10 protein-coding genes and 3 tRNA genes are annotated in these 13,165 nt (G+C 63.9%); 5 read left to right on the top strand and 8 right to left on the bottom strand.

Annotated features, from left to right (window positions below; all coding sequences use genetic code 11):
* The first annotated feature begins 9 nt into the window (after positions 1-9).
* From proW to H7F35_RS33165, 5 genes are all read left to right on the top strand, one after another.
* Entirely contained in the window at positions 10-1,182 is a 1,173-nt protein-coding gene (proW, locus tag H7F35_RS33145; protein ID WP_187110706.1) for a glycine betaine/L-proline ABC transporter permease ProW, read from the top strand.
* Between the two features lie 23 nt (positions 1,183-1,205).
* A complete protein-coding gene (gene proX / locus H7F35_RS33150) occupies positions 1,206-2,216 on the top strand; it encodes a glycine betaine/L-proline ABC transporter substrate-binding protein ProX (protein ID WP_187110707.1) in 1,011 nt (336 codons plus the stop codon).
* A 424-nt stretch (positions 2,217-2,640) separates the two neighbouring features.
* Complete coding sequence (locus H7F35_RS33155; RefSeq protein WP_187110708.1) at positions 2,641-4,194, top strand: fumarate hydratase; 1,554 nt, start codon at positions 2,641-2,643, stop codon at positions 4,192-4,194.
* Between the two features lie 46 nt (positions 4,195-4,240).
* Entirely contained in the window at positions 4,241-5,062 is an 822-nt protein-coding gene (murI, locus tag H7F35_RS33160; RefSeq protein ID WP_187110709.1) for a glutamate racemase, read from the top strand.
* A 13-nt stretch (positions 5,063-5,075) separates the two neighbouring features.
* The gene (locus H7F35_RS33165) at positions 5,076-5,867 is read left to right on the top strand and encodes a hypothetical protein (protein ID WP_187110710.1); all 792 of its coding nucleotides are present in this window, start codon (positions 5,076-5,078) and stop codon (positions 5,865-5,867) included.
* Between the two features lie 9 nt (positions 5,868-5,876).
* Here H7F35_RS33165 and H7F35_RS33170 read toward each other — a convergent pair whose 3' ends face one another.
* The 8 genes from H7F35_RS33170 to tig all read right to left on the bottom strand — a co-directional run bounded on the left by H7F35_RS33170 (position 5,877) and on the right by tig (position 12,967).
* A complete protein-coding gene (locus tag H7F35_RS33170; protein ID WP_187110711.1) occupies positions 5,877-6,518 on the bottom strand; it encodes a DUF6806 family protein in 642 nt (213 codons plus the stop codon).
* 20 nt (positions 6,519-6,538) lie between these two features.
* A tRNA-Leu gene (locus H7F35_RS33175) sits at positions 6,539-6,630 on the bottom strand.
* A gap of 98 nt (positions 6,631-6,728) precedes the next feature.
* A tRNA-Cys gene (locus H7F35_RS33180) sits at positions 6,729-6,802 on the bottom strand.
* A 62-nt stretch (positions 6,803-6,864) separates the two neighbouring features.
* A tRNA-Gly gene (locus tag H7F35_RS33185) sits at positions 6,865-6,940 on the bottom strand.
* A gap of 67 nt (positions 6,941-7,007) precedes the next feature.
* Positions 7,008-9,449: an endopeptidase La gene (lon, locus tag H7F35_RS33190; protein ID WP_187110712.1), complete on the bottom strand. Its 2,442-nt coding sequence runs from the start codon at positions 9,447-9,449 to the stop codon at positions 7,008-7,010.
* Between the two features lie 15 nt (positions 9,450-9,464).
* Positions 9,465-10,733 carry an ATP-dependent Clp protease ATP-binding subunit ClpX gene (gene clpX, locus H7F35_RS33195; protein ID WP_187110713.1) on the bottom strand — a complete coding sequence of 423 codons (1,269 nt, stop codon included), beginning with the start codon at positions 10,731-10,733 and terminating at the stop codon, positions 9,465-9,467.
* A 128-nt stretch (positions 10,734-10,861) separates the two neighbouring features.
* Entirely contained in the window at positions 10,862-11,470 is a 609-nt protein-coding gene (clpP, locus tag H7F35_RS33200) for an ATP-dependent Clp endopeptidase proteolytic subunit ClpP (protein WP_093433240.1), read from the bottom strand.
* A gap of 177 nt (positions 11,471-11,647) precedes the next feature.
* Positions 11,648-12,967, bottom strand: coding sequence for a trigger factor (gene tig, locus H7F35_RS33205; RefSeq protein ID WP_187110714.1), 1,320 nt, complete (start codon positions 12,965-12,967; stop codon positions 11,648-11,650).
* Positions 12,968-13,165: the final 198 nt, after the last annotated feature.

A 13,165-nucleotide genomic window follows, 5' to 3' on the forward strand; every position in this document is an offset into this window, starting at 1 on the left:
GACCTCTTGATGAACGACACCGCACTGCCTTCCGAATTCACGCCGCTGAACGACGCCGCCACGGCCTTGCCGCCGCAAGCGCCGGCGCCCATCGATCCATGGGAGGCCCTGTCCGCGGCGCCCGACACGTCGGCGACCAGCGCCTGGCTCGACGCCCCCGTGAACGCGGCGCACCAGTTGGCCGGATCGGCCGACGCAACCACCAGCGGCTTCCAACTGCATCGCCTGTGGGACGGCTCCCTGCCCGTCGAGTCCTGGATCAACCAGGGCCTGGGCTGGGTGGTCGAACACTTCCGCCCCTTTTTCCAGACCGTGCGCCTGCCCATCGACAGCACGCTGAACTGGGTGCAGAGCCTGCTGACCGGACTGCCCACGCTGGCCATGATCGCGCTGATCGGCCTGCTGGCCTGGCAGTTCGCCGGCCGTGCGCTGGCCATCGGCACCTCGGTCGCGCTGCTGCTGGTGGCCATGCTGGGCATCTGGCCTGAAGCCATGGTCACGCTGTCGCTGGTATTGACCTCGCTGGTGTTTTGCATGGTCATCGGCCTGCCGCTCGGTGTGCTGCTGGCCAGCAGCGATCGGGCCCAGCGCCTGATGCGCCCGGTGCTCGACGCGATGCAGACCACGCCCGCCTTCGTCTACCTCGTGCCGGTGGTCATGCTGTTCGGCATCGGCAACGTGCCGGGCGTGATCGTGACGATCATCTTCGCGCTGGCCCCGCTGGTGCGCCTGACCAACCTCGGCCTGCGCCAGGTGCGGCCCGACCTGATCGAGGCGGCGCGCGCCTACGGCGCCTCGCCCTGGCAGATGCTCGTGAAGGTAAAGCTACCGCTGGCCATGCCGTCCATCATGGCCGGCATCAACCAGGCGCTGATGCTGTCGCTGTCGATGGTGGTGATCGCCTCGATGATCGCCGTGGGCGGCCTGGGCCAGATGGTGCTGCGCGGCATCGGCCGGCTCGACATGGGCCTGGCCACCGTGGGCGGCCTGGGCATCGTGCTGCTGGCGATCTCGCTCGACCGGCTCACTCAGGCGATGGGCAAGTCGCGCCGCAGCGCCGGGCGCCGCTGGTGGCACACCGGCCCGGCCGGCTTTGCGCTGCGCCTGCTGCAGCGCCTGGTGGGCACGCCTTCGCGCCAGGTGAACGAGCCCGCTCCCGCCCTGTCCACGCAAGCGCAATGAACGGCGACGAAGGAATCCAACGCATGAAGAAAACCAGTCTCATCGCACGCAGCCTGCTGGCCCTTGGCTTCGTCGCTTTCGGCATCGCCGCGCAGGCCGGCAGCGAGTTGCCCGGCAAGGGCGTCACCGTGCTGCCGTTGAAGAGTTCGCTCGCCGAGGAGGCGTTCCAGACGCTGCTCGTGATGCGCGCGCTCGAAAAGCTCGGCTACACCGTCGAGCCCATGAAAGACCTCGAGCCCGCCACCGAGCACCTGGCGATCGCCAACGGGGACGCCACCTTCATGGCCAACCACTGGAGCCTGCTGCACGCCGACTTCTACAAGAACAGCGGCGGCGACGCCAAGCTGTCGCGCAAGGGTGTGTATTCAGAAGGCGCCGTGCAGGGCTACCTGATCGACCGGAAGACAGCCGAGCAATACAACATCACCAGCATCGCGCAGCTGAAGGACCCGGCCATCGCGAAGCTGTTCGATGCCGATGGCGACGGCAAGGCCGACCTGACGGGCTGCAACCCCGGCTGGGGCTGCGAGCTGGCCATCGAGAACCACCTGACGGCCTACCAGTTGCGCGACACCGTCACGCACAAGCAGGGCAGCTATGCCGCGCTGATGGCCGACACGATTGCCCGCTTCAAGCAGGACAAGCCGATCCTCTACTACACGTGGACGCCGTACTGGGTCAGCGCCGTGCTGCGGCCGGGTGCGGACGTGGTGTGGCTGCAGGTGCCGTTCTCGTCGTCGCAGGGTGATGGCGGCAATGTCGACACGCAGTTGCCGAACGGCAAGAACTACGGCTTCCAGGCCAACAAGGAACAGATCGTCGCCAACAAGGCCTTCGTCGAGAAGAACCCGGCGGCGGGCAAGCTGTTCGAGGTGATGACGCTGCCGATCAGCGACATCAACGCCCAGAACCTGCGCATGAGCCAGGGCGCGAACACGCAGCAGGATGTGGAGCGCCACACGGACGGCTGGATTCGGGTGCATCAGGCGCTGTTCGATGGCTGGGTCGCAGAGGCTCGGGCTGCTGCTCGCTAGCCTGGGTTCGCCTTGTGTCGGCGTGATGAGGGAGGCGCTGCTGTTCAGGGCGTCGCACACGCCGACACGGTGCTCTTTTTCGCGAATGTCCCCCGCTTCGCTCCTCCTTTATTTAGCTAAAAAGAGCCCCGTATCGACGTGAGCGCTCAGAGCGGTCGTTGATCGGCCGCAAACGCAGAGCCTGTCCAGGTGCGAATGACGCCAGGTGCTCCCCGCAGCGAAATAAAGGAGGAGCGAAGCGGGGGACATTCGCGGAGGGGAGCACCTGGTGTCATTCGCACGCGCCCCGAATGAACCCGCATTCAAGCCGCGCAGCCAGCCCAACCAATACCTGCAATGGTCCCGACGAGATCAGGACAGACTGCAATAGACGGCGGCTGAGATAATCGGGGGGCGTTTCCCACTCCAATAAAAGCCCCCCACCATGACGACCACGATCCAGCAGGCCGACCTGATCGAATCGATCAGCGCTGCGCTGCAGTACATCAGCTACTACCACCCCACCGACTACATCGCCCACCTGGCTAAGGCCTACGAGCGCGAACAGAGCCCCGCTGCCAAGGACGCCATCGCGCAGATCCTCACCAACAGCAAGATGAGCGCCACGGGCCACCGCCCGATCTGCCAGGACACCGGCATCGTCAACGTGTTCCTCAAGGTGGGCATGGACGTGCGCTGGGGCGGCTTCACCGGCAGCCTTGACGACGCCATCAACGAAGGCGTGCGCCGCGGCTACAACCACCCCGACAACACGCTGCGCGCCTCGGTCGTGAGCGATCCGCAGTTCGACCGCAAGAACACCAAGGACAACACGCCCGCAGTGATCTTCACCGAGATCGTTCCGGGCAACACCCTCGAAGTGACGGTCGCGGCCAAGGGCGGCGGCAGCGAGAACAAGAGCAAGCTGGTCATGCTGAACCCCGGCGACAGCGTGGTCGACTGGGTGCTCAAGACGGTGCCGACCATGGGGGCAGGATGGTGCCCGCCGGGCATGCTGGGCATCGGCATCGGCGGCACCGCCGAGAAGGCCGCGCTGATGGCCAAGGAAAGCCTGATGGACGACCTCGACATGCACGAGCTGCAGGCCAAGAAGGCGTCGGGCGCAGAGCTGAGCAAGGTCGAAGCACTGCGCATCGAGCTGTACGAGAAGGTCAATGCCCTGGGCATCGGCGCGCAGGGCCTGGGTGGCCTCGCTACTGTGCTCGACATCAAGATCAAGATGTACCCGACGCACGCAGCCAGCAAGCCCGTCGCGATGATCCCCAACTGCGCGGCCACCCGCCATGCGCACTTCGTGATGGACGGCAGCGGCCCGGTCTACCTCGACCCGCCGTCGCTCGACCTCTGGCCCGACGTGAACTGGGCGCCGGACGAAAAGAAGAGCAAGCGCGTCGATCTGAACAAGCTCACGCCCGCCGAAGTGGCGAGCTGGAAACCGGGCGACACGATCCTGCTGAACGGCAAGATGCTCACCGGCCGCGACGCCGCACACAAGCGCATCCAGGACATGCTGGCCAAGGGCGAGAAGCTGCCCGTGGACTTCACCAACCGCGTCATCTACTACGTCGGCCCGGTCGATCCGGTGGGCGACGAAGCCGTGGGCCCCGCCGGCCCGACCACCGCCACGCGCATGGACGGCTTCACCGAGATGATGCTGGCGCAAACCGGCCTGATCGCGATGATCGGCAAGGCCGAGCGCGGCCCGGTCGCCATCGAGGCCATCAAGAAGCACAAGAGCGCCTACCTCATGGCCGTAGGCGGCGCCGCCTACCTCGTGAGCAAGGCCATCAAGACGGCCAAGGTCGTGGGCTTCGCAGACCTCGGCATGGAAGCCATCTACGAATTCGACGTGGTCGACATGCCCGTGACGGTGGCGGTCGATGCGGGCGGCACCAGCGCGCACATCACCGGCCCGGCCGAGTGGCAAAAGCGCATTGCCAGCGGCGAGTTCAAGACCATCATGATGGAAGAGGCCTGATGCGCGCTGCCTGCCCATCCGCAATGCGCGGCACGAAGGTCTTCTGATGCTTCCGGTCGGCGTCTTCGACAGCGGTGTGGGTGGGCTCAGCGTGCAGGCGGCGCTGCGCGCCGAGTTGCCGCACGAGCATTTCGTCTATTTCGCCGACACGGCCTATGCGCCGTACGGCGAGCGCGGAGATGCGTATGTCATCGAGCGCTCGCGCAAGGTGATCGAGCACCTGGTGCGGGAACACCGCATCAAGGCGCTCGTGATCGCCTGCAACACGGCCACGACCGCGGCCATCCACCTGCTGCGGGCCGAGAACCCGGACTTGCCGATCGTGGGCCTGGAGCCCGCGCTCAAGCCGGCAGTGGCGACCAGCCGCACGGGTCATATCTCGGTGATGGCGACGCGGGGCACGCTGGCCAGTGCCAAGTACGCAGCCCTGCGCGACTCTTTCGCCGGGTCGACCACCGTGCGCTCGGTGCCGTGCGATGGTCTCGTGAAGGCCATCGAGGGCATGGACTTCCCTTCGATCGCGGCGCTCTGCGCACGCTACATGGCGGCAGCCGGGCCTTTTGGCGAAGCGGCCGGCGAAGTCGATACGGTCGTGCTCGGCTGCACCCACTACCCGCTCGTCAAGGACGAGCTGCGTCGCCATGCACCGGCGGCGCTGCGCTTCATCGACACCGGCTTGCCGGTCGCGCAGCAGACGCGACGCCTGCTGACCTCGGCCGGCCGTCTTGCGGACGAAAGCGCAGGACCCCAAGGCAGCCTGCTGCTGCACAGCAGCAGCGATGTCGCCGTGCTCGAAGCAGCCGCCGCACGCTGGCTGCAAGCCCCCCCCACGCAGGGCTTCGCGTCATCTGCGGCCACCTCTGCCTGAAACACCCTCGCTCATGCGTCTCTTGCGCCCTGCCCTGCTCCTGCTGGGCCTCTTCACGGCCAGCCTGAGCCACGCCGCCTGCGAAAGCGGCCTGGCCGAGCGCATGCATGCCAAGCTCCATCCGAACCGCCCGCTCGACGAGCGCCTTGCCGCCTGCAAGATCTGGCCGGCTTTTCCGGGGCGCAGCATCGTCGTGCTGCCGCTGCCGCGCGAAACCACCGACACGGGCGCGAAGGTCTTCGACCTCGAACTGCTGCTGATCCAGCGGCCGGACAACGGCAATACCGAGCGCGACACGGTGATCGGGCGGCTCTTCCAGCCCGAGGCGCTCGACGAAGACGCCGTCACGTCGATCCAGGACATCCGCATCGACACCTCGCGCTATGTGCTGTCGACCGATGCGCGCGCCTTCGGCCTGCGCGTTCGCTACAAGGGCGGCAGCGCGTCGGCCAGCCCGCTGGCCAGCGAGACCGTGCGCCTGTACGTGCACCATGCCAACAAGCTGCGGCAGGTGATGCAGGAGGTCGAACTCGATCACGACAGCGGGGGATGGGACGCGACCTGTACCGGTCACTTCGAGAAACTGCGGACCATGCTGTCGGTCGGCAAGGCGACCAGCAACGGCTACGCCGATCTTCTGCTGTCGCGCACGCTCGTGCAGAGCCATGCGCAGGAGCAGGAGGATCAAAGTTGCGTGGAGAAGGCGCTGCCCGCCAAATTCAGCACGGTCACGCTGCGCTACGACGGCGAGCGCTTCCGTGTGCCCAAGTCGCTGCTGCAACAGCAGCAGCAACAAAAGAACTGACCAGCCGGCTCAGTGCAGGTGCCGTGGGCGACGTCCGCCGCCGTGACCGCCACCACTGCCCCCGCCACCGGTACCGCCCGTGCCGCGCGGACGCTTGCCAATTTCGAGTGAGTTCACGAGCGCATCGAAACGGTCGCTGAAGAGGCGATCGATCTCGGACACCACGCCCCCCAGTTCGGCGCCGTCGAAATGGCGCTCCATGAGGTTGACGACATCTTCGACCAACAGGTCGCGCTGCACCTGCATGATCGCGGCCGGGTTGGGGCCGACGAACAGCATCAGGAAGTCGTCGCGCGATTCCTCGTCGGGGTCGCCCTCTTCCTCATCGAAGTCTGTGTCGTAGAAGGTGACTTCGATGGCGGCGCCACGGTCCGACAGCTCGTTCAGGGCCATGCACATCTCATCGAGCGCCTGGCGGAAGTCTTCGTCACCCGGCACCGTCCAGCAGATCTGTAGCGTGTGGTCCTTTTGCTCGAAGCGGATGCCCGGCTCTTCCTCGTAGGTGCTCGTGGCGCCGTCGGCCAGCGACTTGGCACCGGCGTACTTCCACAGCGGCTTGAGTGCTTCCTGGATCTGGTCGAAGCTCACGTCCGGCCGCAGCGGCACATCGCCATGCACATGGATTTCAAATGGAGCGTTGTAGCGAGGCATCGAATGCTCCCTTGTAAGTTTGGTACCCGGAACGGGGGTCGAACCCGTATGCCCCGATTAAGGAAGCGGCGGATTTTAAGTCCGATGTGTCTACCAATTTCACCATCCGGGCGTCAGGTTGAACATCGACGATAACCCAAACAAAACAAGCCCCGGCAACGTCGGTTGGCGGGGCTTGTTTGTCGGATCGAATCGTGTCTAACGAGAAGGTGGAGGCGCGACCCGGAGTCGAACCGGGCTAGACGGATTTGCAATCCGTTGCATAACCGCTTTGCTATCGCGCCACGCAGAAACAAAAAACGAACTTGCGAAAAAAAGGGAAGCAATTGCTTCCCTTTTTCAAAACTGGAGCGGGAAAAGAGTCTCGAACTCTCGACCTCAACCTTGGCAAGGTTGCGCTCTACCAACTGAGCTATTCCCGCGTTTCGAGCCTCGAATTATATACCAGTTTTTCGAGGTCTGGCAAGTCAAGCCATCAATCACGCATCATCAATGCTTGACCGACCCTTCGGAGGCCGGAGCACCCGCACGCTGCTTGGCCAATTCGGCCACGGCGGCGGCCGATGCGGCAACCTCTTCGTCGGACAGCGGCTCGGGCATCTTCTCGAGTGCGATCTCCAAGACCTTGTCGATCCACTTGACGGGCACGATCTCGAGGCCGTTCTTCACATTCTCGGGAATGTCCTGCAGGTCCTTGGCGTTCTCTTCCGGGATCAGCACGGTCTTGATGCCACCGCGCAATGCGGCCAGCAGCTTTTCCTTTAGGCCGCCAATGGCCGTGACCTCGCCGCGCAGCGTGATTTCACCGGTCATCGCGACGTCGGCACGCACCGGGATGCCCGTGAGCGCCGACACGAAGGCCGTGGTCATTGCCGCGCCCGCGCTCGGGCCGTCCTTGGGCGTTGCACCGTCGGGCACGTGGATGTGGATGTCGCGCTTCTCGAACACCTCGTCCTTGATGCCCAGGCGGCGCGAGCGACTGCGCACCACGGTGCGGGCAGCTTCGACCGATTCCTTCATCACGTCGCCGAGCGAGCCGGTACGGCTGATCACACCCTTGCCGGGCATCGTGACGGCTTCGATGGTCAGCAGATCGCCGCCCACCTCGGTCCACGCAAGTCCAACCACCTGGCCGACCTGGTTCTGCTTCTCGGCGAGGCCGAAGCTGTACTTGCGCACGCCGAGGAACTCGTTGAGGTTCGAACCGTCGACCGTGACCTTTGGCGTCATCTGCTTGAGCAGCAGGCCCTTGACCACCTTGCGGCAGATCTTGGACAGCTCGCGCTCGAGCGAACGCACACCGGCTTCACGGGTGTAGTAGCGCACGATGTCGCGCACGGCTTCTTCGGTGACGAGAAGTTCCTCGTCCTTGACGCCGTTGTTCTTCAACTGCTTGGGCAGCAGGTACTTGAGCGCAATGTGCGTCTTCTCGTCCTCGGTGTAGCCCGAGAGGCGAATGACTTCCATGCGGTCCAGCAACGCCGGCGGAATGTTCATCGAATTCGAGGTGGCAACGAACATGACGTCGCTCAGGTCGAAGTCGACTTCCACATAGTGGTCGCCGAAGGTGTGGTTCTGCTCGGGGTCGAGCACTTCGAGCAGCGCGCTCGACGGGTCACCACGGAAGTCGGTGCCCAGCTTGTCGATTTCGTCGAGCAGGAACAGCGGATTGCGCGTGCCGATCTTGCTCAGGCCCTGCAGCACCTTGCCCGGCAGTGCGCCGATGTAGGTGCGGCGATGGCCGCGAATTTCGGCTTCGTCACGCATGCCGCCAAGCGCCATGCGGGTGTACTTGCGGCCGGTCGCCTTCGCGATCGACTGCCCCAGCGAGGTCTTGCCGACGCCCGGTGGGCCCACGAGGCACAGGATGGGTGCCTTGACCTTGTCGACGCGTTGCTGCACCGCGAGATATTCAAGGATGCGGTCCTTGACCTTCTCGAGGCCGTAATGGTCGGCGTTGAGCACGGCCTCGGCATTGGCCAGGTCGTGCTTGATCTTGGTCTTCTTGCTCCACGGCAGGCCGATCAGCACGTCGATGTAGTTGCGCACCACCGTCGCTTCAGCCGACATGGGCGACATCAGCTTGAGCTTCTTGAGTTCGCCTTCAGCCTTCTTGAGGCCTTCCTTGGACATCTTGGCGAGCTTGATCTTTTTCTCGATCTCCTCGATGTCCGCGCCCTCTTCGCCTTCGCCGAGCTCCTTCTGGATGGCCTTGACCTGCTCGTTGAGGTAGAAGTCGCGCTGGTTCTTCTCCATCTGGCGCTTCACGCGGCCACGGATCTTCTTGTCGACGTTCAGGATGTCGACTTCGCGCTCGAGCTGGCCGAACAGGTTCTCCAGGCGTGCCTTGACGTCGTCCAGGTCGAGCACGGCCTGCTTGTTGTCGAGCTTGAGCGGCAGATGGGCGGCGATGGTGTCGGCCAGACGGCCCGGATCGTCGATGCTCGAGATCGAGGTCAGGATCTCGGGCGGAATCTTCTTGTTCAGTTTGACGTACTGGTCGAACTGCTGCATCACGGCGCGACGCAGCGCTTCAACCTCGGTGCCCTTCTCGCCGCCTTCGGTCGCCGCGACGGGCGTCACGTTGGCCGTGAAATGGGTTTCGCCATCATCGATGCGGTTGACACGTGCGCGCTGCTGGCCTTCGACCAGCACCTTCACCGTGCCGTCGGGCAGCTTGAGCATCTGCAGGATGGTCGAGACGCAGCCGACCTCGAACATGTCCTCGACCGAGGGCTCGTCCTTGGCGGCGGCCTTCTGGGCCACCAGCATGATGCGGCGCTCGGCCTCCATGGCCAGTTCGAGCGCCTTGATGCTCTTGGGGCGTCCCACGAAGAGCGGGATCACCATGTGGGGAAACACCACGACGTCGCGCAGCGGGAGCAGCGGCAGGTCGAGGGCTTCGGGGGGCAACGGGGTATGACCAGACATGAACGTCCTTGTCCTTTAGGCCTTTTTCGCTGCTTCGCGGTACACGAGCAACGGGGGCTTGTTTTCGTCGATGGTCGATTCCTCGACCACCACCTTGTCGACATTGGTCGCGTTCGGCAATTCGAACATGGTGTCGATCAGCGACTGTTCAAGGATCGAGCGCAGGCCGCGCGCACCGGTCTTGCGGGCCAGCGCCTTGCGTGCGATCGCCTTGAGCGCCGCCGGGCGAATCTCCAGGTCCACGCCTTCCATCTGCAGCAGCTTGGTGAACTGCTTCACCACAGCATTCTTCGGCTCGGTCAGGATCTGCACCAGCGCGTCTTCGCTGAGTTCGGCCAGCGAAGCCACGACGGGCATGCGGCCGACCAGTTCGGGGATCAAGCCGAACTTGATCAGGTCTTCGGGTTCGACTTCGCGGAACACCTCGGTGATGCTGCGCTGGGCCTTGCTCTTGACCTTGGCGCCGAAGCCGATGCCCGAGGCCTCGGTGCGGTTTTCGATGACCTTCTCGAGCCCGGAAAAAGCGCCGCCGCAGATGAACAGGATGTTGGTCGTGTCGATCTGCAAGAAGTCCTGGTTCGGGTGCTTGCGCCCGCCTTGCGGCGGCACGCTGGCCATGGTGCCTTCGATGAGCTTGAGCAGCGCCTGCTGAACGCCCTCGCCCGACACGTCGCGGGTGATCGAGGGGTTGTCGGACTTGCGCGAGATCTTGTCGATTTCGTCGATGTAGACGATGCCGCGCTGGGCGCGCTCGACTTCGTAGTTGCAGCTCTGCAGCAGCTTCTGGATGATGTTCTCGACGTCTTCGCCCACATAGCCGGCTTCGGTCAGCGTGGTGGCATCGGCCATCACGAACGGCACGTCGAGCATGCGCGCCAGCGTTTGCGCCAGCAGCGTCTTGCCCGAGCCCGTCGGGCCGATCAGCAAAATGTTGCTCTTGCTGAGTTCGACCTCATCGCCCTTGGTGTTCTTTTCCTTGTGGCGAAGGCGCTTGTAGTGGTTGTAGACCGCCACCGACAGCATGCGCTTGGCCGGCTCCTGGCCGATCACATAGTTGTCGAGGTTGGTCTTGATCTCCAGCGGCGTGGGCAGGTCGCTGCGTGCTTCGCGCGCCTCTTCACCGGCCGGGAGTTCGTCGCGGATGATCTCGTTGCAAAGGTCGATGCACTCGTCGCAGATGAAGACCGAAGGGCCCGCGATCAGCTTCTTGACCTCATGCTGGCTCTTGCCGCAGAACGAGCAATAAAGCGTTTTTTCGCTGGAAGAGCCTTTTTTATCGGCCATGGACAGGTGCCTCGTTACAGGGTAGGGACAATGATAACTAAACAAAAACGGCGTTTCCCGTGTGGAAAACGCCGCTTTTTGCCATTTGGCGCCACCGGCGCCAGGCGGCCTCAACCGCGTTGGACGTGTCAGCCGCGCTTGGCGACGACCTGGTCCACCAGACCGTAGTCCTTGGCTTCGTCGGCCGTCAGGAAGTAGTCGCGCTCGGTATCGGACTTGACCTTCTCCAGCGGCTGGCCGGTGCGCTCGGCCAGGATGCGGTTCATCTGGTCCTTGGTGCGCAGGATGTCGCGCGCGTGGATTTCGATGTCGGTGGCTTGGCCGCGAGCGCCGCCCAGCACCTGGTGAATCATGATCTTCGAGTTGGGCAGCGAGAAACGCTTGCCCTTTTCGCCAGCCGCCAACAGGAAGGCGCCCATGCTGGCCGCAAAGCCGAGGCACATGGTCGACACATCAGGCTTGATGAACTGCATGGTGTCGTAGATCGCCATGCCGGCGCTCACGCTGCCACCCGGGGAGTTGATGTAGAACGAGATGTCCTTTTCCGGGTTCTCGCTTTCGAGGAACAGCAACTGCGCCACCACGAGGTTGGCGGTCTGGTCGTTGACCTCGCCCACCAGGAAAATAATGCGCTCCTTGAGGAGGCGCGAGTAGATGTCATAAGACCGCTCGCCGCGGCCCGATTGCTCGACGACCATCGGGATCATGCCGAGGCCTTGAATTTCGTTTGCGATCATGAATTAGCTCTCCGGGAAGATGAAATCGTTCGCTGTATTAACTGTACGCCTGAGTGAAATGGGGCTCGTGCCGCAAAGCACAAGCCCCATTGGCGATGCGGGCAGCGACGCGAACCGGAAGTACCTCCGTGCTTCGCACTGCGGTGCGAGCTTGCTTGGGGCGGCCCGGCGCGGCGCTCAGCCCTGTTGCTGCTGCGCCATCAGTTCGTCGAACGACACCGACTTTTCATTGACCTTGGCCTTGCCGAGCACGAAATCGGTCACGTTGTTCTCGATCACAACGGCTTCGACTTCAGCCAGGCGGTTGTTGTCGCTGAAGTACCAACGCACCACGTCGGCCGGCTTTTCGTAGCTGGCAGCCAGCTCGTCGATGTGGGCCTTGATCTGCTCGGGCTTGGCTTGCAGGTTGTTCGAGCGCACCAGTTCGGCGACGACCAGGCCCAGGCGCACGCGGCGCTCGGCTTGCGGACGGAACACTTCCTCGGGGATCGGCGCCTTGTCGGCGTCCTTGATGCCGCGCTGCTTGAGTTCGGCGCGGGCGCCTTCGATCATGCGGGCGACTTCCGACTGCACGCTGGCATTCGGCAGGTCGAGTTCGGCGTTGGCAACCAGCGCGTCCATCACGGCGTTCTTGTTGCGGGCCAGCAGGCGGAACTTCACTTCGCGCTCGAGGTTGCGCTTGATGTCGGCGCGCAGGCCCTCGACCGTGGCTTCGGCGATGCCGAGCGACTTGGCGAGCTGTTCGTTGACTTCAGGCAGGTGCGAGGCTTCGATCTTCTTCACGGTGACCATGAAGTCGGCTTGCTTGCCGGCCACGTCCTTGCCGTGGTAGTCGGCCGGGAACGACAGCGGGAAGGTGCGGCTGTCGCCGGACTTCATGCCACGCACGGCGTCTTCGAATTCCTTGAGCATCTGGCCTTCGCCGACGACGAACTGGAAATCTTCGGCCTTGCCGCCCGGGAAGGGCTCGCCGTCGATCTTGCCTTCGAAGTCGACCGTGACGCGGTCGTCGTCTTGCGCCACGGCGTCTTGCGCGCGCTGGGCGAAGGTGCGGCGTTGCTTGCGCAGGATGTCGAGCGTCTTGTCGATCGCGTCGTCACCCACTTCGGCCGAGAGCTTCTCGACTTCGGCGCCGGCCAGGTCGTTGATCTTGACTTCGGGGAACACTTCGAAGACTGCGTCGAAGGCGAGTTGGCCTTCGGGCGACTCTTCCTTCTCGGTGATGCGGGGCTGGCCGGCCACACGCAGCTTGGCTTCGTTGGCAGCTTGCGAGAAGGCTTCGCCGACCTTGTCGTTCATGACTTCGTAGTGCACCGAGTAGCCATAGCGCTGGGCCACGACGTTCATCGGCACCTTGCCCGGACGGAAGCCGTCCATCTTGACGGTGCGCGCGAGCTTCTTGAGGCGCGAATCGACTTCGGACTGGATGGTGCCGACCGGCAGGGTCAGCGTGATCTTGCGTTCGAGCTTCTCGAGAGTTTCAACGTTCACGGTCATGGTGTCTTCCTTGTAAGGGGGCTGGTGCGCGGGGCCTGCATCTTTTTATCAATACAGATCAAGGACTTACACGCGCTAGCGGGATTTATGCGGAGGCACACACGTGCCGCGCGCAAAACTGGGCAACCCGCGATTCTAGTCGGCCGCGAACGCCCTCTTTCGCTGGCTCAAAGCGCGGCAAGCGGAGTTTGCGGATTG

Source organism: Variovorax sp. PAMC26660, from assembly GCF_014302995.1.
In the GTDB taxonomy this organism is placed as follows: Bacteria; Pseudomonadota; Gammaproteobacteria; order Burkholderiales; family Burkholderiaceae_C; genus Variovorax.

What these genes read in the sequence shown, in the direction of transcription:
- proW (WP_187110706.1), top strand. Translation starts at nt 10, where the DNA reads ATGAACGACACCGCACTGCCTTCCGAATTCACGCCGCTGAACGACGCC.
- proX (WP_187110707.1), top strand. Translation starts at nt 1,206, where the DNA reads ATGAAGAAAACCAGTCTCATCGCACGCAGCCTGCTGGCCCTTGGCTTC.
- H7F35_RS33155 (WP_187110708.1), top strand. Translation starts at nt 2,641, where the DNA reads ATGACGACCACGATCCAGCAGGCCGACCTGATCGAATCGATCAGCGCT.
- murI (WP_187110709.1), top strand. Translation starts at nt 4,241, where the DNA reads ATGCTTCCGGTCGGCGTCTTCGACAGCGGTGTGGGTGGGCTCAGCGTG.
- H7F35_RS33165 (WP_187110710.1), top strand. Translation starts at nt 5,076, where the DNA reads ATGCGTCTCTTGCGCCCTGCCCTGCTCCTGCTGGGCCTCTTCACGGCC.
- H7F35_RS33170 (WP_187110711.1), bottom strand. Translation starts at nt 6,518, where the DNA reads ATGCCTCGCTACAACGCTCCATTTGAAATCCATGTGCATGGCGATGTG.
- lon (WP_187110712.1), bottom strand. Translation starts at nt 9,449, where the DNA reads ATGTCTGGTCATACCCCGTTGCCCCCCGAAGCCCTCGACCTGCCGCTG.
- clpX (WP_187110713.1), bottom strand. Translation starts at nt 10,733, where the DNA reads ATGGCCGATAAAAAAGGCTCTTCCAGCGAAAAAACGCTTTATTGCTCG.
- clpP (WP_093433240.1), bottom strand. Translation starts at nt 11,470, where the DNA reads ATGATCGCAAACGAAATTCAAGGCCTCGGCATGATCCCGATGGTCGTC.
- tig (WP_187110714.1), bottom strand. Translation starts at nt 12,967, where the DNA reads ATGACCGTGAACGTTGAAACTCTCGAGAAGCTCGAACGCAAGATCACG.